This window comes from Rhodococcus sp. P3_B8 (assembly GCF_056402775.1).
Map to the genome: position 1 here is coordinate 32,477 of NZ_JBFUGT010000060.1, position 18,473 is coordinate 50,949.

The window sequence follows — 18,473 nt, forward strand, 5'->3', positions numbered from 1 at the left end:
ACCAGGACGGACGCACTGTTTCGAGTATCCGCCCCTCGGACGCGCCGGGTCCAGGGCACTGCGGGACAAAAGCCGCCAATGGATACTGGGCCCCATGACCGAGCGCGTCGACACACCCGGCATCGATCCCGCGGACTTCCGCGTCCACGTCGTGGCGCAGGCCATCCGGCTGTTCTCCGAGAACGGGTACGAGGCGACGACCGTCGAGCAGATCGCATCCGCGGCGGGCGTGTCCCGGCGGACGTTCTTCCGCCAGTTCCGCTCCAAGGAGGACGTGATCTTCGCCGATCACGAATCGCTGTTGCAGCAGGCAGGCGATTATCTGTCCACGGATTCCGACGACCCGTGGGCGGCGGTCTGCAGGACGGCAGGCCTGGTCTTCGACAGGTTTCGCGAGAACCGGGAGCTGTCGGCTCGCCGGTACCAGGTGGTGCAGCGGGTGCCCGCCCTGCGCGACCGGGAGATCGTCACCGGTTTTCGCTACGAGCGGTTGTTCGTGGACTACCTGCGCGGCGTCGTACCCACCGAGCCGGCCCTGAAGGTCATCGGATTCGCGGCCGCTGTCACCGCGTGCCACAACTTCCTGCTTCGGAACATGATCAAGGGCGACCCCGACGCCACCGCTGAGGAACTCGAGCGGGCCCTCCTCGACGTGCGCCGGACGTTCGGCGTCGCTCCGGGGGCATCGACGCAGGAACAGGACGCCGTGCTGGTGGTGTCGTACCCGCCGGGAACGCCGGTGGACGAGATCACCGGGCGTATCCAGGCCCAGCTGTCCCGGCGCCGGGGCTGAGGCGGCCGGGTGACGACAACCACCCTTGACTGGCACTCAGTGCCGTGGTTGACTGCACTGTAGTGGCAGTAGTTTGCCGACCACGAACATTGCGGCCCGCCTGAACGACAATAACCCTGGCACGGAGTGCCTATTCAGACTCGGTGCCGTCGAGACTCAGCAAGGAGCGCCCCATGGCCGGAAATCCGGACTTCGATCTGTTCAAGCTCGGTGAAGAGCACGACGAACTGCGGTCCGCGATCCGCGCGCTCTCCGAGAAGGAGATCGCCCCCTACGCGAAGCAGGTCGACGAGGACGCACGCTTCCCCGAAGAGGCCCGCGTCGCCCTCGTGAACTCCGGGTTCAACGCCATCCACGTCCCCGAGGAATACGACGGCCAGGGCGCCGACTCCGTCGCCACCTGCATCGTCATCGAAGAGGTCGCCCGCGTCTGCGGCTCCTCCTCCCTGATCCCCGCCGTCAACAAGCTCGGCACCATGGGCCTCATCCTCAACGGGTCCGAAGAACTCAAGCAGCAGGTCCTACCGCAGCTCGCGTCCGGCGAGGCCATGGCGTCCTACGCACTGTCCGAGCGTGAGGCCGGTTCGGACGCCGCCAGCATGCGCACCCGCGCCAAGGCGGACGGCGACGACTGGATCCTCAACGGCTCCAAGTGCTGGATCACCAACGGTGGCAAGTCCAGCTGGTACACCGTCATGGCCGTCACCGACGCCGACAAGGGCGCCAACGGCATCTCCGCGTTCATGGTCCACGAGAACGACGAGGGCTTCGTCGTCGGACCGAAGGAGAAGAAGCTCGGCATCAAGGGTTCGCCCACCGCGGAGCTCTACTTCGAGAACTGCAAGATCCCCGGCGACCGCATCATCGGCGAGCCCGGCACCGGTTTCAAGACGGCGCTGCAGACCCTCGACCACACCCGTCCCACCATCGGCGCGCAGGCCGTCGGCCTCGCGCAGGGTGCCCTCGACGCCGCTCTCGCCTACACCAAGGACCGCAAGCAGTTCGGCAAGTCGATCAGCGACTTCCAGGCCGTGCAGTTCATGCTCGCCGACATGGCGATGAAGGTCGAGGCCGCCCGCCTCATGGTCTACACCTCCGCGGCCCGCGCCGAGCGCGGCGAGAAGAACCTCGGTTTCATCTCCGCTGCCGCCAAGTGCTTCGCCTCCGACGTCGCGATGGAGGTCACCACCGACGCCGTCCAGCTGTTCGGTGGCGCCGGCTACACCACCGACTTCCCTGTCGAGCGGATGATGCGTGATGCGAAGATCACTCAGATCTACGAAGGCACGAACCAGATCCAGCGCGTCGTGATGTCGCGTGCACTGTTGAAGTAGGCGGCTACGCCGCCCGTGCGCCGTTTTTTTCTCATCCTCGAGACCAAGCCGGAATTCGCCGAGGCCGCGCAGGCCCGGATCGAGAAGTCCCTGGCTCGCGGGGTCAAGGCGGGCAAGCTCGACCAGGACGCCGCGGATGCCGCGCTCGCCCGCGTGCGGGTCACCCTCGACATCGAGGAGTTCGCGGACCGCGACCTCGTGATCGAGGCGGCGCCGGAGATCGAGGCGCTCAAGGTCGACATCTTCCAGAAGCTCGACAAGATCGTGAAGCCGTCGGGCATCCTGGCGTCCAACACGTCGTCCATCCCGCTGATCAAGATGGCCAACGCCACGCAGCGTCCCGGGCAGGTCGTGGGTGTCCACTTCTTCAACCCGGTGCCGGTGATGCCGCTGGTCGAGATCGTGGTCAGCCTCGTCACGTCGGAGGAGACCGTCCTCGCGGTCACCGACTACGCGAAGAACACGCTGCGCAAGAAGACGGTGCGGGCCGGTGACCGTGCGGGTTTCATCGTGAACGCGCTGCTCATCCCGTACCTCACGTCGGCGGTCCGGATGCTCGAGTCGGGTTACGCGACCGCCGAGGACATCGACGAGGCCATGAAGGGCGGCTGCGGCTACCCGATGGGCCCGCTGACGCTGATCGACACCGTCGGCCTCGACATCACCCTCGCCGCGGCGGAGTCGCTGTACGCGGAATTCGCCGAGCCGCACTACGCTCCCCCGACGCTGCTCAAGCGCAAGGTGGACGCCGGACAGCTCGGCAAGAAGAGCGGTAAGGGCTTCTACGACTACAGCTAGTCACGCCCGTCCGGAAGCCCGTCGCGTCGTCGCGGCGGGCTTTCGCCGTTCTTGACCGCAAATCCCATGTAGGAGATGGCCGTGCTCCGGATCTGCCCGAAGTCGAGCCGGCGACTCAACTCCCCGTAGCTGAGCCGTGTTCCGCCCGCCCGGGCGAGGTCGAGGAGCCGGAGAGGATTCTTCGACCGCGGCCCGAGCCCGACGATCTCGCCGAGCCGCAGACCGTGCCGCTCCATGATCGGTGCCAGTTCCGCCGGACGGATACACATCGACCAGTCGTGGATGGGGGTGTCGAACATCCGGGTCATCCGCCACTCCTGCATGATCTTGATCGCGACGAGCTTGCTGGCGAATGTGCGGTTGATGGTGTCGAACAGGTACAGGCCGCCGGGTTTCAGCGCACGGGACGTTTCGGCGATCACTCCGTCGAGATCCGACACGTGCTCGAGGACGTCGCAGCAGTAGACGACGTCGAACGCGGCATCCGGCACCGGCAACTGTTCGCCCGACCCGATGCGGTACTCGATGTCGAGGGCCGAGTCGGCGGCGTGACGCCGTGCGGTGTCGACCGACACCGGGGACGGATCGATGCCCGTCACCCGGAAACCGATGCGGGTGAACTCCTCCGCGAGGAACCCGCCGCCCGACCCGATGTCGAGGGCGCGGAGTCCGCGATGGTCACGACCGACCGTCTCGCCGAGCACCTTACGGAAGTAGGCGAATCGTCCCGGCGTCAGGCTTCCGTGCAGCAGGTTGAGTGGGTTGTCCTCCTCCCACCACGACTCCCCCACACGGTTGTAGACGTCGTTGTCGATGACCAAGCGGACCACCCCTTCTCTGCCGACGGCACAGCGACGACCTCCAGCCTTCTCCTGCGCGTCGGTCACTTCAAGGCCGGTGCCCTTACGCGATGCTCAGGGGATGACATTCAGGATCTCGCACGTGTGCCTGCTGCTGGGCGGGTTCGTCGCGGGAATTGCGTTGACGTCCACCACGTCCAGTGAGTTCGCGTTCGTGGTCGACGGCAACCGCCTGGACGCGCTGTATGTCGGTCCGGCCGCAGGCGCCTTCCTCGCCGCGATCGTCGCCGTCCTGGTGGCAGCGCTGGTTCGCGCCCGCCGGATCCTGTCGACGCTGTCGTTCGCCGGCCTGGCGCTGCTGGGTGTCGCTCCGGCGACGGGGCCGTGGGACCTCGAGATGTACCTCGGCGGAGCCGGTGCGGGCCTGCTCCTCGGCGGTCTCGTCGGACTGTGCGCCACCGCCGACCGGGCATGGTTGCAGACCGCACTCGCTGCGGGGGTGCTCACCGGGCTCCTCCTCGCCGGCCCGATCGACCACTTCTGGACGTCGGCTCCCCGGCGCTACGCGGACTACCTTCCGGAACCCTTGTTCGAGCCGGTGACGCTGGCCCTCCTCGCGCTCACGGCCGTGGTTCTGGCCGTCACGCTCGCGTCCGGCGACCTCGGTGAGCGGACGGAGGTCGCGGTGAGCGGGCGCGCCCTCGTCACCGGGATCGTTCTGCCGCTGATCGGGCTGGTGCTGTACTGGTGGTTCGTTCGTCGTGTCTGGAACGTGGGCGCCGACGGTGCGATGCAGGGCCGGTGGATGTTCGGACTCGTCCTCGTCGTGGTGGTGATCGCCGCCTCGCTGTGGTTGGAGGGCCGCACCGGGATCGTGTTGCTTGCCGCGATGGCGTTCGTCGCCGCGGGGGACATCGGCGTGGCGGCGTTCCCGGACTCCTGGCCGTGGCTGCTGGTGCCGGCGGCGCTCGCGCTGACGGGTGCCGTGCTCGGGAGGCGTTTCCCTCACCCGGTGTCCGGCATCGCGGCACTCGCAGTCGTGGCCGCGTCGGCGCTGTTCGAGCACCCACCGTGGGACAACCTGCACGTCGGTGCGACGTGGCTTCTCCTTCCTCTCGCGGCCTCGTACACGGTCGCGTCGAGTCTGCCGTCGAGCGAATCGGTCACCGCGATGTCGCTGGCGGCCCCGGCCGCGCTGGCCGTCCCGCTGATCGCCGACTACGGGTGGACGGCGTACACGCCGCTCGTCGGATCCGAGAGCGCGCCGGGGCCGGACTCGTGGGCGTGGACATCGACCGGACTGTCGGTGGTTGCCGTGGTCGCGTGCGGACTCGCCGCCGCCTACCTCGGAAAACGCGCCTCCTGAGCCCATTGCACGGTACATACGTTGTGCACCATACATATGCTGTGTATGGTGCACAAATTGTGTTTCGCTGAGTTGAGGAGATTCGTGTGGACAGTCCGACGCCCGCCGTCCGACCGGGCGGCCTCGTCGCCGTTCTGGCCTTCACCGGCATCGTCGCCGCGCTCATGCAGACCCTCGTGGTGCCGCTGATCGGCGACCTCCCCCGACTGCTCGACACGACCGCCTCCAACGCGTCCTGGGTGATCACCGCGACGCTGCTCGCCGGCGCCGTGGCGACACCGGTCACCGGACGTCTCGGCGACCTGTACGGCAAGCGGCGGATGATGCTGATCTGCACGGTGCCGCTCGTCCTGGGCTCGGTGGTCTGTGCGCTCGCGACGTCCCTGGCCCCGATGGTGATCGGCCGAGGGCTGCAGGGCATCGGTGTGGGCATGATTCCGCTGGGAATCAGCGCACTGCGGGACCTGCTGCCGCCCGAGCGCCTGCACTCCTCCATCGCCTTGATGAGCTCGTCCATGGGCATCGGCGGCGCCCTCGGTCTGCCGCTCGCCGCAACGGTCGCGGAGAATGCGAGCTGGCGCGTGCTGTTCTGGGGCGCCGCCGGGCTCAGCGCGCTGATCGCCGTGCTGCTCTGGTTCTTCGTGCCTGCCACGCCCGTCCACGGGCCCAAGGCCCGCTTCGATCCCATCGGCGCGGTCGGACTGGGTGTCGGACTGGTGTCCCTGCTGCTGGCGGTGTCCAAGGGCGCCGACTGGGGCTGGGCGAGCAGCACCACCCTCGGTCTGTTCGCGACCACGGTCATCGCGTTGACTGCCTGGGGCTGGTGGGAACTCCGCACACCCGAACCGCTGGTCGACCTGCGGGTGATCGCCGGCCGTCAGGTGCTGCTGACCAACGCCGCGTCCGTCGTCGTCGGCTTCGCCATGTACGCCCAGTCCCTGATCGTTCCGCAGCTCCTGCAGTTGCCGGCGTCGACGGGATACGGCCTGGGACAGTCGATGCTGGCCATGGGCCTGTGGATGGCCCCCTCAGGTCTGATGATGATGGCGGTCTCCCCCTTCGGCGCCAAGCTGTCGTCCACCCGCGGACCGAAGGTAACCCTGCTCGTCGGAAGCCTCGTCATCGCGCTCGGCTACGGATCGTCGATGTTCCTGATGGGGTCGACGTGGGGCCTGGTCGTGGTGACCTGCATCTGCGGCTCGGGCGTCGGCCTGGCCTACGGCGCGATGCCCGCACTCGTGATGAGCGCCGTGCCGCAGTCCGCGACCGCCTCCGCCAACAGCGTCAACTCCCTGATGCGCTCGGTCGGTACCGCGGTGTCCGCGGCCGTCGTCGGAGTGGTCCTCGCCCAGATGAGCGTCCAGGTCGCCGGCCACACCCTGCCCACCGAGGGCGGCTTCCGAACCGGCCTGTTGATCGGTTGCGGTGTCGCACTCGTCGCCGCGGCCATCACGCTGGTCATTCCCACCCGTCGCGCCAACCTCACGGCGCCGGACTCGATTCCCGAACCGCTTGCGCCGTCGAAGGTGTAGAACCTTGCCGGTTGCCTACTTGTGGAGGGCGTACCCCGCCACCGGGTTGCCGTTGATGTAGACGGTGCCCTCGTAGGTGCCGTCGGGCCTCGGGGTGATCCGGTCGGTCAGGAAGGGAAGCCCGGAGGGGCTGTAGTCGGTGACGAGGGAACCGCCCGCTTCCGGGGTGGTCATGCCGAAGATGTACGGAAAGAACACCCCGAAGTTGTCCATGACCCACCCGGGCCCGAACGTCTTGCCCTTCCAGATCAGGTCGCCACCGAGAACGTTGGTGGTGCCGAGGTATGTCCCGGCAGGCAACGGGACCGGCATCGGCGCGGGTAGCGGCGGCGGCATGGGGGCCGGCACCGGGTCTGCCGCGGCCGTCCCCGCGGCGAAGAAAGACAGGCCGGCCACCGCGACGGCCCCGACTGCGACCTTGCGCATGATGTCCATGAGTTCTCCGTATATCGAGGTGCGTGGCGGAAAGTGTCGCACGGACAGGGCCGTCACAGGGAGAGTGTGAAGAAGATGCTGTTCGGATCGTTGCCGTAGTCCCCGAACGGGGGACATTCGGTGAAGCCGTGCTCGGTGTACAGACGCCTGGCCGGGGCGAAGAAATCCTCGACGCCGGTCTCGAGGCTGAGCCGGACGTACCCGCGTGCCCGCGCCTCGTCGACGAGGTGCGCGAGGAGCCGGGTGGCCACACCCCGCCCGCGCGCCTCCGCGGCAGTCCGCATCGACTTGATCTCGCCTTCGGCCGGCGAGAGCTCACGCAGAGCCACGGTTCCCAGCACGGTCTCCTCGCCCCACAGCGTCCACACGGTGACCGACGGGTCCCGCAAACCGGGCAGATCGAGGGCGTGAACACTGTCGGGCGGCGACGTCGCACGCATGTCCGCCAGGTGCTCGGCCAGCAGACCGTGCACGGCCTCGCGGGACAGGTCGTCGACTTCGATGTACACGTGCTCGAGTATGCCGAAGCCGGCGCGAGAAATCGCAACGAGCACCCCGCTGCCTGGACGGCGGCGCACCATGGGGAGATGACCGAGACAGTGCTGCGCCTGAGCACCCGCCAGGGACGGTGGGTGGTCACCGCCACCGTTCTCGGCTCGAGCCTCGCGCTACTGGACGGCACGGTGGTGAACATCGCCCTGCCGCACATCGGCGAGGACCTCGGGTCGGATGTCGCGGGAATGCAGTGGGTCTTGAGCGGCTACACCCTCGCCCTGGCGTCGCTGATCCTGCTGGGCGGGGCGCTCGGGGATCGCTGGGGCAGGCGCCGCGTCTTCGTCTGGGGGACGGTCTGGTTCGCGGCGGCGTCACTCCTGTGCGGCATCGCACCCGACATCACGATGCTCGTGATCGCGCGGATCCTGCAGGGTGTCGGGGCCGCGATGCTGACCCCCGGCAGCCTCGCGCTGATCTCGGCGTCGATCCACGAAGACGACCGGGGCGCCGCGATCGGACTGTGGTCGGGCCTCGGCGGGGTGGCCGGGGCGATCGGGCCGCTACTGGGTGGCTGGCTGGTGGAGGTGGCAGGCTGGCGGTCGGTGTTCCTGCTCAATCTTCCGCTCGCCGCCGTCGTCGTGTGGGCATCGATGCGGCACGTCCCCGAGAGCCGCGACCCGCATCCTCCCGATCATCTCGACGTGGTCGGGTCGGTGTGCGCAGTGATCGGCCTCGGCGCGCTCACCTACGGTCTGATCGAGATGAACCTGATCGCCGGGGTGGTCGGGACCGTCGCGCTGATCGCGTTCGTCGTGGTGGAACGGCGCTCACCGAACGCCCTGGTGCCGCCGAGCCTGTTCGCGTCGCGCATGTTCGTGGCGGCGAACCTGGTGACGCTCGCCGTGTACGCCGCACTCGGCGGCGTCTTCTTCCTGCTGGTCCTGCAATTGCAGTTGGTGGCCGGATACTCGCCGATCGAAGCCGGAGTCGCCACCATCCCGATCACGCTGGCGATGCTGGCGTTCTCCTCCCGCGCCGGCAGCTACGCCCAGACCCACGGCCCCAGGTTGCCGATGACCGTCGGGCCCGCACTCGCAGCGGTCGGCCTGCTGTTGATGACCCGGATCGGGCCGGGTGCGAACTATTGGACGGTCGTGCTCCCCGGCGTCGTCGTCTTCGGCCTCGGACTGTCCGCCATGGTCGCGCCGCTGACCGCCGCCGTGCTCGGGTCCGTCCCGGTAGACCAGTCCGGCATCGCCTCCGGCGTCAACAACGCCGTCGCGCGCACCAGCCAGCTACTGGCGGTGGCCGCGCTCCCCGGGATCGCCGGGATCGACGCCGAAAGCATGATCGACCCCACCAGCTTCTCGCACGGCTTCCGCATCGCGATGTACATCTGCATCGCACTGCTCCTGGTCGGGGCGACCATCGCCGCAGCCCTGATCCGGGCGCCCGCCCCGCCCGCTCCCACCCCGCTTGGTCCCGTCCCGGATTCGGTTGCATGCAAACCACATTGCGACGTCACCGGTCCGGCAGTGCAACCGGCAATCGCGCGGTCGAGCCCTACTCCACCGAAGCGATGACGTGTAGCGCTGCCCCGTGTTCGCGCACCTCGTCGTGGAGGGCCTCCATCTTGACGTCGAGATTGCGGGCCACGTCGGCAGCATCCTTCAACTCGTCCAGCAGCGCGGCCGGGACCGCCTTGTCGTACTTGTAGAAGATCTTGTGCTCGAGGCTTGCCCAGAAATCCATGGCCACCGTACGGATCTGGATCTCCACCCGCACCGATTCGACGCGGTCGGACATGAACACCGGAACCTCGACGATCAGATGCAGGCTCCGGTATCCGTTGGGTTTGGGTTCGGCGATGTAATCCTTGACCTCGATGAGGGTGATGTCCTGCTGGCCCGTCAACAGGTCGCTGATCCGGTACGCGTCCTGAATGAAGCTGCAGGTGATCCGGATTCCGGCGATGTCGTGGATGTTGTCGCGGATGGAGTCGAGAGTGAGCGGAATACCCTTGCGGGCAGCCTTGCCCAGCACGCTGTCGGCCGACTTCAGCCTCGACTTCACGTGCTCGATCGGGGTGTACTCGTGAATGTAGGTGAACTCGTCCTTCAAGATGTTGATCTTGGTCATCATCTCGTCGATGCCGAATTTGTACGACATCAGGAATCGGGTGAGATCCCGTCCCCCGTCGGAGCTTCGGAGACTCAGCAGTCCGGTCACGTCATCGGCCGTTCGCTGCTCCACACGTCACCCCCACCATTGCCTCGTGCATCGCCGACGGAGTGGGTGCAGGCGGCAGCGGTGCGGCGCCGACAGCCGAGAACGCCTGGAGCATGTAGCCCATGAGACGACGCCAGGCATCAGGGGCCGCGGCGCCTGTCGCCTCGACCACCCCCGCGTTCGCCATCAGAAGCAACACCAGGTCCTGGGAGGAGAAGTCCGCGCGCAGCCGACCCGTCTCCTTGGCGCGTTCGATCAGCCGCTCGAAGCCGCGGTAGGCCTCGGCCCGCTTCGCCTCGAATTCGCTTGCGGTGGGGAACGTCATGGTGAGCACGTGAGTGAAGCCGCGATCCTCCGCCTGCATGGCGCACACCCGCTCGACGTAGGCGCAGAAACCGTTCCACGGATCGGGGTCGGCCGCGGCCTCGTCGATGGCGTCGACGTAGGCGCTCATCTTGTCGGCGAAGACATCGGTGATCAGATCCTCCCTGGTGGGGAAACGGCGATACAACGTCGCGATGCCGACCCCGGCTCGCCGGGCGACCTCGGCCATGGAGGCCGTCAACCCTTGCTCGGCGAACACCTCCTGCGCCGCATCGACGACGCGCGAGCGGTTGCGCTCGGCGTCGGTGCGCAACGCCTGCCTGCACGCATCCCGTGCCTCTTTCGACCCCGGCTTCACCATGAACTCGATGCTACCTGAAGTGGAAAGCACACTCCGTTTATCGTGTCAGCCCACGCCCGGCGTTCTGGACGACCGCGCCCGATACCTCGAGGCGGCACCCGCGATCAGCAATCGAGTCGCACCCTTTCGTATCCTGGTCGGGTGGCGATTTCCGGTACCGATCCCGCGAGCGTCCGGGTCGACAGCTGGACCTGGGCGATCCGGCTGTTCAAGACACGCTCCGCGGCGGCGGCCGCCTGCAGGTCGGGGCACGTGCGGGTCAACGGCACCACCGCCAAACCGGCGCAGGCGGTCAAGGCCGGTGACGAGGTCCGCATTCGCGCGGCGGGTGTCGAACGCATCGTCGAGGTCGTCCGGCCGATCACCAAACGGGTCGGCGCGGTGGTGGCGGTCGAGTGCTACACCGACAACACACCGCCGCCCCCACCGCGCGAAGTCCTCGCGTCGATACCGCAGCGCGACCGCGGCGCCGGCAGGCCCACCAAACGCGAACGCCGCGAGATGGACCGGTTGCGCGGGTTGTGACCGCTCAGGCCGGGGTGTGGCTGAGGATGCGCAGGGCGTCCGGCACCGCCTCGATGGTGACCGGCAGCGGGCCGACCCGGTCGCCGTCCGCGTAGGCCGTGATGCCGTCGCACTGCAGTCGCACCGTCCGTGAACGGTAGGTCTGTACATCGGGGAGATCCACGTGTGTGCCCTTGTAGACCCGGGGGAACAAGCGGACCAGCCTCGACCGGCGACCGTAGTCGACGACCGTGACGTCGAGCAGGCCGTCGGTCTTGTCGGCACCCGGGCAGATCTGCATGCCGCCGCCGTAGGAGCGTCCGTTGCCCACCGCCACGAGGGTGGCGTCCACCTGGAACGTCTCCTCGTCCAGTTCGATGGTGTAGTGCAGCGGGCGGAGCTGCGTCAGTTCGGCGAGCATCGCGAGGTTGTACCGCATCGGACCCTTCGGCCAGGACATCCGGTTGGCGCGGTCCGTGACGAGCGAGTCGAATCCGCTCGCGACGATGGTGCCCGCCCACACCACCGCGCCGTCTGTGAGCGTGATCCTGGCGAGGTCGGACTCCTGCACCTCCCCGTCGGTGATCACGTCGGCCGCGGCGACGGGATCGCCGACGGGGATACCGAATTCGCGCGCGTGGTCGTTGCCGGTGCCGGCCGGGATCAGTCCGACCGGTGTCCCGGACTGCGCCGCCGCCTGCAACCCGATGCTGATGGCGCCGTCCCCGCCGACGACGACGAGCGCGTCGGTGCCGTCGTCGATCGCCCGGCGGGCCAGCATGCGCGCGTGATCGGCGTCCGTCCCGATGATCTCGGTGACGGCGACCCCGCGCTCACGCAGGCGGGCCACCCCCTTGCGGCCGGCGACGGGTGCGTGACCRTGCCCGGCGAGGGGGTTGACGAGGACGGTGACCTTCTCGATCACCTGCTGGGTACTCACGGAATCAGCTTGCCGGGGTTGAGGATTCCCGCCGGGTCGACCGTGTCCTTGACCGCCCGCAGGATCGCGACGCCCAGGTCGCCGATCTCGTCCCGCATCCACGGGCGGTGGTCGACTCCGACCGCGTGGTGGTGCGTGATGGTGCCGCCGGCGGCGACGATCGCATCCCCGGCGGCGGCCTTGGCCTTCCGCCACTGTTCGATCGGGTCGTCCGCCTGCGCGGACACGACAGTGAAGTACAGCGAGGCGCCGGTCGGGTACGTGTGCGAGATGTGGCAGAGGACGAGCGGCGGGGTGCCCTGCCCGGACAGCGACTCCGTCAGCGCGGTGGTCACGGCCGTGCGGAGCGCAGCGAGGTTGCCCCAGGTGGTCGCGGTTTCCAGCGTCTCACACAGCGCTCCGGCGTCGAGCAGCGAGTCGCGCAGGTACGGCGCGTCGAAACGGCCGTGCTCCCAGCCGTTTCCGGGTCCCTCGCCCAGGGACGTGCCGCCGTGCGCCACCAGGACGGCACGTGCCTCCGCCGTCCGCTCCGCGGTGTGCTCGGCCGTGCCCTCGAACGTCGTGATCGCCAGGCAGCCGCCGGTGACGGTCTCCTCACCGATCTTGTCGGTGGTCGCGAGGTTCACCGCCGTCTCCGCCTCGTCGGACAATCGCAACACGGTCGGGACCGCACCTTCCTGCCGCAGCGCCCGCAGAGCCGCCGCGCCCGTCTCGAAGTCGGGGAAACTCCACCCTTCCCGGACGGTGGTGTCGGGGACCGCGTGCACCCGCACCCGCACCCGGGTGATGACACCGAGCGTGCCCTCCGACCCGACGAACAGTTCGCCGAGGTCCGGACCCGCCGCGGAGGCCGGGGCGCGCCCCGTGTCGAGGGTCCCGGTGGGGGTCACCACCCGCAGTCCCTGCACCATGTCCTCGAACCGCCCGTACCCCGCGGACGCCTGCCCCGACGACCGGGTGGCCGCGAAGCCGCCGATGGTCGCGAACATGAAGCTCTGCGGGAAGTGCCCGAGCGAGAAGCCGTGCGCGCCGAGCAGTTCCTCGGCCAGCGGACCCGTCACACCCGCACCCAGCGTCGCGATGCCGGAGTCGGTGTCGAGGTCGACGAGCGCGTCGAACCGGCGCAGGTCCAGCGAGACGACGGCGTCGAATCGGTCGCGCACGGGGTCGAGCCCGCCGACCACGCTCGTTCCGCCACCGAACGGCACCACGGCGATGCCGTGGTCGGCGCAGTATCGGAGCACGTCGGCGACCTCGTCGTCCGTGCCGGGAGTGACCACGGCGTCGGGTGCGTTCTGCGGTTCCGTGCTGCGGCGGCGCAGCAGGTCGAGCGTGCTCTTGCCGCCGGAACGCAGCAGCCGGTCGGCGTGCGCGGTGCTGCAGAACTGTTCTCCGACGATGTCTGCGAGCGCGGCGACCTGCTGGTCGGACAGTGCGCTCGGAGCCAGAACGACGTCGTCGGCCGCCCGGTCGGAGGGCTCCCTGATCGTGACGCCGAGGGCCTGCTGCAGCAGTCCCTTGATGCCGTCCGAGAGGACCTTGTGCTTTTCCGGCGCGCCCCAGGCGTCCCACTGCATCGGGGGTGCCGTCAGGACGGCGTGATCTTCCGATCGCTCATTGCTCATGCGTTATAGTGTTACACATCATGTAAGAGTGTAACTAGCCCTTTCAGCGACCGCCCCGCTCCCGCCACACCTGACGGATGGGCCGCAACACCAACCCCATCTGCTTCCGCGTCTTCCCCCGCGTCACCAGAACACCCGTGATCGCCACGATCCAGACCGGGTACTGCACGAGCCAGGCCACCCGGAACGCGTCGAACGAGTACCCGCCCATCGCGTCGAGAATGAGACCCATCGCCTGGATGACCAGCAACGACGCCAGGAAGCCGCCGATGTTGACCATTCCCTGCGCCGTTCCCATGCTGGTGCTGGGATTGAACATGCGGGCGTAGTCGAAGCCGATCATGGAACCGGGGCCGCCCACCGAGATCACCATCACCAGCACGATCAGCAACCACATCGGCGCCGGACCCGGCAGCGACAGGACGACGGTCCAGATCGCCGCGTTGCTGATCATGATGGCCAGCACCAGATAGGAGCGGCGCATCGGGAAGCGGCCGCTGAGGATGCCGATGATCGGCCCGGCCACGATCGCCGAGATCACCGACAGCGTCAGCAGCGAACCGGCCTCCGCCGGCGACAACCCCTGCGCCGACCTCAGGTACGGCACACCCCACAGCAGGGCGAACGTGGTCATCGAGAACTGCGTGCCCATGTGCGTGAAGAACCCGAGCCGGGTGCCGGGACGGCCCCACACGGCGCGGATCTGTCTGCCCACCTCCCGCAGTCCGGCGGGCGCGGCCACCACCTCCAGACCGGGAGGCGCATTGCGGATGACGGAGACGGCGAGCACGAACGACAGCAAACCGAGCGACGCCGCGCTGCCGTACGCGAAACTCCAGCCCGGCCCGTTCAGCAACAGCATCAACGGCAGCGCCGACAGGATCTGACCGATCTGACCGAAGATTCCGGTCAGCTGCGACACGAGCGGGACCCGCCGCGGCGCGAACCACTGCGGCACCAGGCGCAGCACGGAGATGAACGTCATCGCGTCGCCGACGCCGACGAGAACGCGCGCGGCGACCGCCAGCGGCAGCGATTCGGTGAGCGCGAGGAGCATCTGCGCCGAGGCCATGATGAGGGCGCCCGCGGAAATCATGATCCGCGACCCGTACCGGTCGAGGAGCACACCGGCCGGGATCTGCATCCCCGCGTACACCACGATCTGGAGTACGACGAACCCCGACAACACACTCGGACTGATCGAAAATCGTTCCGTCGCCGCGAGGCCCGACACACCGAACGAGGTTCGGTGCAGGACGGCGACGATATAAGCGACAACCCCGACGCCCCACACCAACCACACTCTGCTCATCGCAGATCAAACTACCCCCCAGCAGGCATTACCCGCTGAGTGAAGTCACTCGCGACCCAGCGACACCCAGGTCGGATCGGCCGTGCGCTCGCCGACGGTGAGATCCGCGAGCAGGTCCAGACGCGCGATCTGCCCCTCGGTCAGCGTGAGTGCGAGCGCGCCGGCGTTCTCCGTGACGCGCGCCGCGAACCGGGTGCCGGGAATCGACACGGACGGCAACCCGAATTCGCGGCCCTTCGCGTCCAGCCACGCCAGCGACACCTGGGCGGGCGTCGCGTCGAGCTCGGCAGCGACCTCGCGGACGACGTCGAGCACCTTGAGGTTCGCGGGCAGCGCATCGTCGCCGAAACGCGGGAACCGGCGGCGCAGATCCTTGTCGCCCAGCGTGGCCGGGTCGTACGTTCCGGTGAGGAAGCCGCGGCCCACCGGGGAGTACGGCACGAAGCCGATGCCCAGTTCGGCCGCCGCGGGAACCACGTGCTTCTCGACGTCGCGACTCCAGATGCTCCACTCGCTCTGGATCGCGGCGATCGGGTGCACCTGTGACGCGCGACGCAGTTCGTCGCCGGTCGCCTCCGACAGTCCGATGTTGCGGACCTTGCCTGCCTTCACCTGTTCCGCGATCGCGCCGACGGTGTCCTCGATGGGCACCTCGGGGTCGACACGGTGCAGGTAGTACAGATCGACGGTGTCGACGCCGAGCCGGGACAGCGATTCGTCGAGGGCCTGCGCCACGTAGTCGGGCTTGCCGTTGATGCTGCGCCGGCCGTTCGCGATGTTGCCGACGAGACCGAACTTGGTGGCCAGCTGCACCTCGTCGCGGCGTTCCTTCAGCACCGTGCCCACCGCGATCTCACTCGCGCCGTCTCCGTAMACGTTGGCCGTGTCGATGAACGTCACTCCGATGTCGATGGCGTGGTGGAGGGTCGCGAGCGCCTCCGCGGCATCGACGGGGCCGTACACGGGGGCGACGGACATGGCGCCGTAGCCCTGCGCGCTGACGGTGAGGCCTTCGGACAACTGCACGGTGGGGATGTTGGTCATGCGCCCCATCCTTCCCGAGCACCCCGACAGGTGCATCGTTTGGAATCGCGCTGATCGTGACCCGGCTGCCTCTACCCTGAAGGCATGGCATTCGACTGGTTCGAACTCGCCCGCATCGCCCACCGCGAGTTCGGTGCACGGGTCGCCGCGATCACCGACTGGTCGGCGCCGACCCCGGACCGCGAATGGGACGTCACCCAGCTGGTGCGGCACGTCATCGAGGAACAGCAGTGGGTTCCCCCACTACTTGCGGGGAAAACGGTCGGCGAAGCGACCCCGGACATCGAGCCGCTGCACGGCGACATGCGCTCGGAATGGCAGCGGTATTCGGACGCGGCCATCCACGCGTGGTCGTCGACCGACCCGCAGACGAAGGTCCACCTGTCCTACGGGACGGTGCCACTCGAGCCGTATCTGCGGCAGCAGATCGCCGACGTCACCATCCACGCATGGGACCTCGCCAAGGCCACCGGATCCGACGACACACTCGACCCGCAACTCGTCGCCGGCGTCTGGTCGGATCTCGACGGCCAACGCGAGATGCTCTCCGAGAGCGGACTGTTCGCCGACCCCGTCGACGTTCCCGCCGACGCGCCGCTGCAGGACCGCCTGATCGCCCTGACCGGTCGCGATCCCCGGCAACGCAGTTAACCAACCGCCGCCGAGGGTCCCGCCTACGCTGGGACACATGAGTACCCCGGATCCCAAACCCCGCAGCCGCGATGTCACCGACGGACTGGAGAAGACCGCAGCGCGCGGAATGCTCCGTGCGGTGGGCATGGGCGACGACGACTGGGGGAAATCCCAGATCGGCGTGGCGTCGTCCTGGAACGAGATCACCCCCTGCAACCTGTCGCTCGACCGGCTCGCGAAGGCCGTCAAGGACGGCGTCCACGCCGCAGGCGGATACCCCCTCGAGTTCGGCACCATCTCCGTGTCCGACGGCATCTCGATGGGACACGAGGGCATGCACTTCTCCCTCGTCTCCCGTGAGGTGATCGCCGACAGCGTGGAAACGGTGATGCAGGCCGAACGCCTCGACGGATCGGTGCTGCTCGCCGGTTGCGACAAGTCCCTGCCCGGCATGCTGATGGCCGCGGCCCGCCTCGACCTCGCGAGCGTGTTCCTCTACGCCGGTTCGATCCTGCCGGGTGTCGCCAAACTGTCCGACGGCACCGAACGCGACGTCACCATCATCGACGCGTTCGAGGCGGTCGGCGCCTGTTCACGTGGACTGATGAGCCGTGAGGACGTCGACGCCATCGAACGTGCCATCTGTCCCGGCGAGGGCGCGTGCGGCGGAATGTACACCGCGAACACGATGGCCAGCGCCGCCGAGGCGCTCGGCATGTCACTACCCGGCAGCGCCTCCCCGCCCGCCACCGACCGTCGTCGCGACGGATTCGCGAGGCGCAGCGGGGAAGCCGTCGTCGAACTGCTCCGCCGCGGCATCACCGCCAGGGACATCCTCACCAAGGAGGCGTTCGAGAACGCCATCGCCGTGGTCATGGCCTTCGGCGGTTCCACCAACGCCGTCCTGCACCTGCTGGCGATCGCGAGCGAAGCGGATGTGGAACTCACCCTCGACGACTTCTCCCGCGTCGGCGCCCGCGTCCCGCACCTCGCGGACGTCAAACCGTTCGGCAAGCACGTGATGAAGGACGTCGACCACATCGGTGGCGTCCCCGTCATCATGAAGGCCCTGCTCGACGCCGGGATGCTGCACGGCGACTGCCTCACCGTCACCGGCAAGACCATGGCCGAGAACCTGTCGGCCATCGCCCCTCCCGACCCGGACGGCAAGGTGCTCCGCGCGATGAGTTCGCCCATCCACCCGACCGGCGGGATCACGATCCTCAAGGGGTCCCTCGCCCCGGGCGGCGCGGTGGTGAAGTCRGCCGGGTTCGACTCCGACGTCTTCACCGGCACCGCCCGCGTCTTCGAACGGGAACGGGCCGCGATGGACGCCCTCGAGGACGGCACCATCACGAACGGCGACGTCGTGGTCATCCGCTACGAGGGTCCCAAGGGCGGACCCGGCATGCGCGAGATGCTCGCGATCACCGGCGCGATCAAGGGTGCCGGACTGGGCAAGGACGTCCTCCTGCTCACCGACGGCCGATTCTCCGGCGGCACCACCGGCCTGTGCGTCGGCCACGTGGCACCGGAGGCCGTCGACGGTGGTCCCATCGCGTTCGTCCGCGACGGCGACCAGATCCGGCTGGACGTCGGGACGGGCACCCTCGAACTGCTCGTCGACGAAGAGGAACTCGCCGGCCGCAAGAACGGGTGGGAGCCGCTGCCCCCGCGCTACACCCGTGGGGTCCTGGCCAAGTACACGAAGCTGGTCGGTTCCGCGTCGGGCGGCGCCGTCTGCGGGTAGGCGCTTCGCGCCCGTGCGCCTTTCTGGTTGGGCGGGTTCAACCGGTCGTTGCAACGTCCCTGATGATGAGGGGTGTCGCAGATGGTGATGATCGGTCGACCGCCGGCTTCGGAGCGGGCGCGGTTGTTGTTCTGGCAGTGTCGCACGCAAGGTGCGACCGTGGTGGAGGCGGCGTGCGCCGCCGAGGTGACCGCGTCC

General features: G+C 68.3%; 18 protein-coding genes. 9 read left to right on the forward strand and 9 right to left on the reverse strand.

Annotation, left to right across the window (positions count from 1 at the left end; genetic code table 11):
• Window positions 1-94 precede the first annotated feature (94 nt).
• The 3 genes from AC1D1G_RS20045 to AC1D1G_RS20055 all read left to right on the forward strand — a co-directional run bounded on the left by AC1D1G_RS20045 (window position 95) and on the right by AC1D1G_RS20055 (window position 2,925).
• On the forward strand, window positions 95-793 hold the full coding sequence (locus AC1D1G_RS20045) for a TetR family transcriptional regulator (RefSeq protein WP_283351573.1): 699 nt from the start codon (window positions 95-97) through the stop codon (window positions 791-793).
• A gap of 173 nt (window positions 794-966) precedes the next feature.
• Window positions 967-2,127, forward strand: a complete 1,161-nt coding sequence (locus tag AC1D1G_RS20050) for an acyl-CoA dehydrogenase (protein ID WP_009478133.1) — start codon at window positions 967-969, stop codon at window positions 2,125-2,127.
• 15 nt (window positions 2,128-2,142) lie between these two features.
• Window positions 2,143-2,925: a 3-hydroxybutyryl-CoA dehydrogenase gene (locus AC1D1G_RS20055; RefSeq protein ID WP_477953436.1), complete on the forward strand. Its 783-nt coding sequence runs from the start codon at window positions 2,143-2,145 to the stop codon at window positions 2,923-2,925.
• Here AC1D1G_RS20055 and ubiG read toward each other — a convergent pair.
• Complete coding sequence (gene ubiG / locus AC1D1G_RS20060; RefSeq protein ID WP_477953438.1) at window positions 2,922-3,755, reverse strand: bifunctional 2-polyprenyl-6-hydroxyphenol methylase/3-demethylubiquinol 3-O-methyltransferase UbiG; 834 nt, start codon at window positions 3,753-3,755, stop codon at window positions 2,922-2,924. The two genes, AC1D1G_RS20055 and ubiG, sit on opposite strands and share 4 nt — an antisense overlap.
• A gap of 91 nt (window positions 3,756-3,846) precedes the next feature.
• Between ubiG and AC1D1G_RS20065 the strand changes: the two genes are divergently transcribed.
• Both AC1D1G_RS20065 and AC1D1G_RS20070 read left to right on the forward strand, forming a co-directional pair.
• Window positions 3,847-5,091 (forward strand): hypothetical protein, encoded by a 1,245-nt coding sequence (locus AC1D1G_RS20065; protein WP_283351571.1) that lies wholly within the window; start codon window positions 3,847-3,849, stop codon window positions 5,089-5,091.
• 86 nt (window positions 5,092-5,177) lie between these two features.
• Window positions 5,178-6,623 (forward strand): MFS transporter, encoded by a 1,446-nt coding sequence (locus AC1D1G_RS20070; protein ID WP_477953439.1) that lies wholly within the window; start codon window positions 5,178-5,180, stop codon window positions 6,621-6,623.
• Between the two features lie 15 nt (window positions 6,624-6,638).
• Here AC1D1G_RS20070 and AC1D1G_RS20075 read toward each other — a convergent pair whose 3' ends face one another.
• Both AC1D1G_RS20075 and AC1D1G_RS20080 read right to left on the reverse strand, forming a co-directional pair.
• Window positions 6,639-7,058 (reverse strand): hypothetical protein, encoded by a 420-nt coding sequence (locus AC1D1G_RS20075; protein ID WP_317570976.1) that lies wholly within the window; start codon window positions 7,056-7,058, stop codon window positions 6,639-6,641.
• A gap of 53 nt (window positions 7,059-7,111) precedes the next feature.
• Entirely contained in the window at window positions 7,112-7,639 is a 528-nt protein-coding gene (locus AC1D1G_RS20080; protein WP_283351568.1) for a GNAT family N-acetyltransferase, read from the reverse strand.
• Window positions 7,640-7,645: 6 nt separating this feature from the next.
• Here AC1D1G_RS20080 and AC1D1G_RS20085 point away from each other — a divergent pair, with 6 nt between their 5' ends.
• A complete protein-coding gene (locus AC1D1G_RS20085; protein ID WP_283330814.1) occupies window positions 7,646-9,136 on the forward strand; it encodes an MFS transporter in 1,491 nt (496 codons plus the stop codon).
• Here the strand turns inward: AC1D1G_RS20085 and AC1D1G_RS20090 are convergent.
• Window positions 9,117-9,806 (reverse strand): GTP pyrophosphokinase, encoded by a 690-nt coding sequence (locus AC1D1G_RS20090; protein ID WP_005255930.1) that lies wholly within the window; start codon window positions 9,804-9,806, stop codon window positions 9,117-9,119. The two genes, AC1D1G_RS20085 and AC1D1G_RS20090, sit on opposite strands and share 20 nt — an antisense overlap.
• Window positions 9,784-10,467: a TetR/AcrR family transcriptional regulator gene (locus AC1D1G_RS20095; RefSeq protein WP_283330813.1), complete on the reverse strand. Its 684-nt coding sequence runs from the start codon at window positions 10,465-10,467 to the stop codon at window positions 9,784-9,786. The genes AC1D1G_RS20090 and AC1D1G_RS20095 overlap by 23 nt, the downstream gene beginning before the upstream one ends.
• 141 nt (window positions 10,468-10,608) lie before the next feature.
• Here AC1D1G_RS20095 and AC1D1G_RS20100 point away from each other — a divergent pair, with 141 nt between their 5' ends.
• Complete coding sequence (locus AC1D1G_RS20100) at window positions 10,609-10,992, forward strand: RNA-binding S4 domain-containing protein (protein ID WP_280778509.1); 384 nt, start codon at window positions 10,609-10,611, stop codon at window positions 10,990-10,992.
• 4 nt (window positions 10,993-10,996) lie between these two features.
• Here the strand turns inward: AC1D1G_RS20100 and AC1D1G_RS20105 are convergent, their stop codons facing one another.
• The 4 genes from AC1D1G_RS20105 to AC1D1G_RS20120 form a co-directional block, all read right to left on the reverse strand.
• Window positions 10,997-11,911: a diacylglycerol kinase gene (locus AC1D1G_RS20105; protein ID WP_283330812.1), complete on the reverse strand. Its 915-nt coding sequence runs from the start codon at window positions 11,909-11,911 to the stop codon at window positions 10,997-10,999.
• On the reverse strand, window positions 11,908-13,488 hold the full coding sequence (locus AC1D1G_RS20110) for an FAD-binding oxidoreductase (protein ID WP_477953443.1): 1,581 nt from the start codon (window positions 13,486-13,488) through the stop codon (window positions 11,908-11,910). Before AC1D1G_RS20110 ends, AC1D1G_RS20105 begins: the two co-directional genes overlap by 4 nt.
• Window positions 13,489-13,579: 91 nt before the next feature.
• On the reverse strand, window positions 13,580-14,848 hold the full coding sequence (locus tag AC1D1G_RS20115) for an MFS transporter (RefSeq protein ID WP_280778511.1): 1,269 nt from the start codon (window positions 14,846-14,848) through the stop codon (window positions 13,580-13,582).
• Between the two features lie 45 nt (window positions 14,849-14,893).
• Window positions 14,894-15,892, reverse strand: coding sequence for an aldo/keto reductase (locus tag AC1D1G_RS20120; protein ID WP_105414220.1), 999 nt, complete (start codon window positions 15,890-15,892; stop codon window positions 14,894-14,896).
• An 84-nt stretch (window positions 15,893-15,976) separates the two neighbouring features.
• Between AC1D1G_RS20120 and AC1D1G_RS20125 the strand changes: the two genes are divergently transcribed.
• Both AC1D1G_RS20125 and ilvD read left to right on the forward strand, forming a co-directional pair.
• Window positions 15,977-16,543 carry a TIGR03086 family metal-binding protein gene (locus AC1D1G_RS20125; RefSeq protein WP_477953441.1) on the forward strand — a complete coding sequence of 189 codons (567 nt, stop codon included), beginning with the start codon at window positions 15,977-15,979 and terminating at the stop codon, window positions 16,541-16,543.
• A gap of 37 nt (window positions 16,544-16,580) precedes the next feature.
• Complete coding sequence (ilvD, locus tag AC1D1G_RS20130; RefSeq protein ID WP_065489475.1) at window positions 16,581-18,275, forward strand: dihydroxy-acid dehydratase; 1,695 nt, start codon at window positions 16,581-16,583, stop codon at window positions 18,273-18,275.
• Window positions 18,276-18,473: the final 198 nt, after the last annotated feature.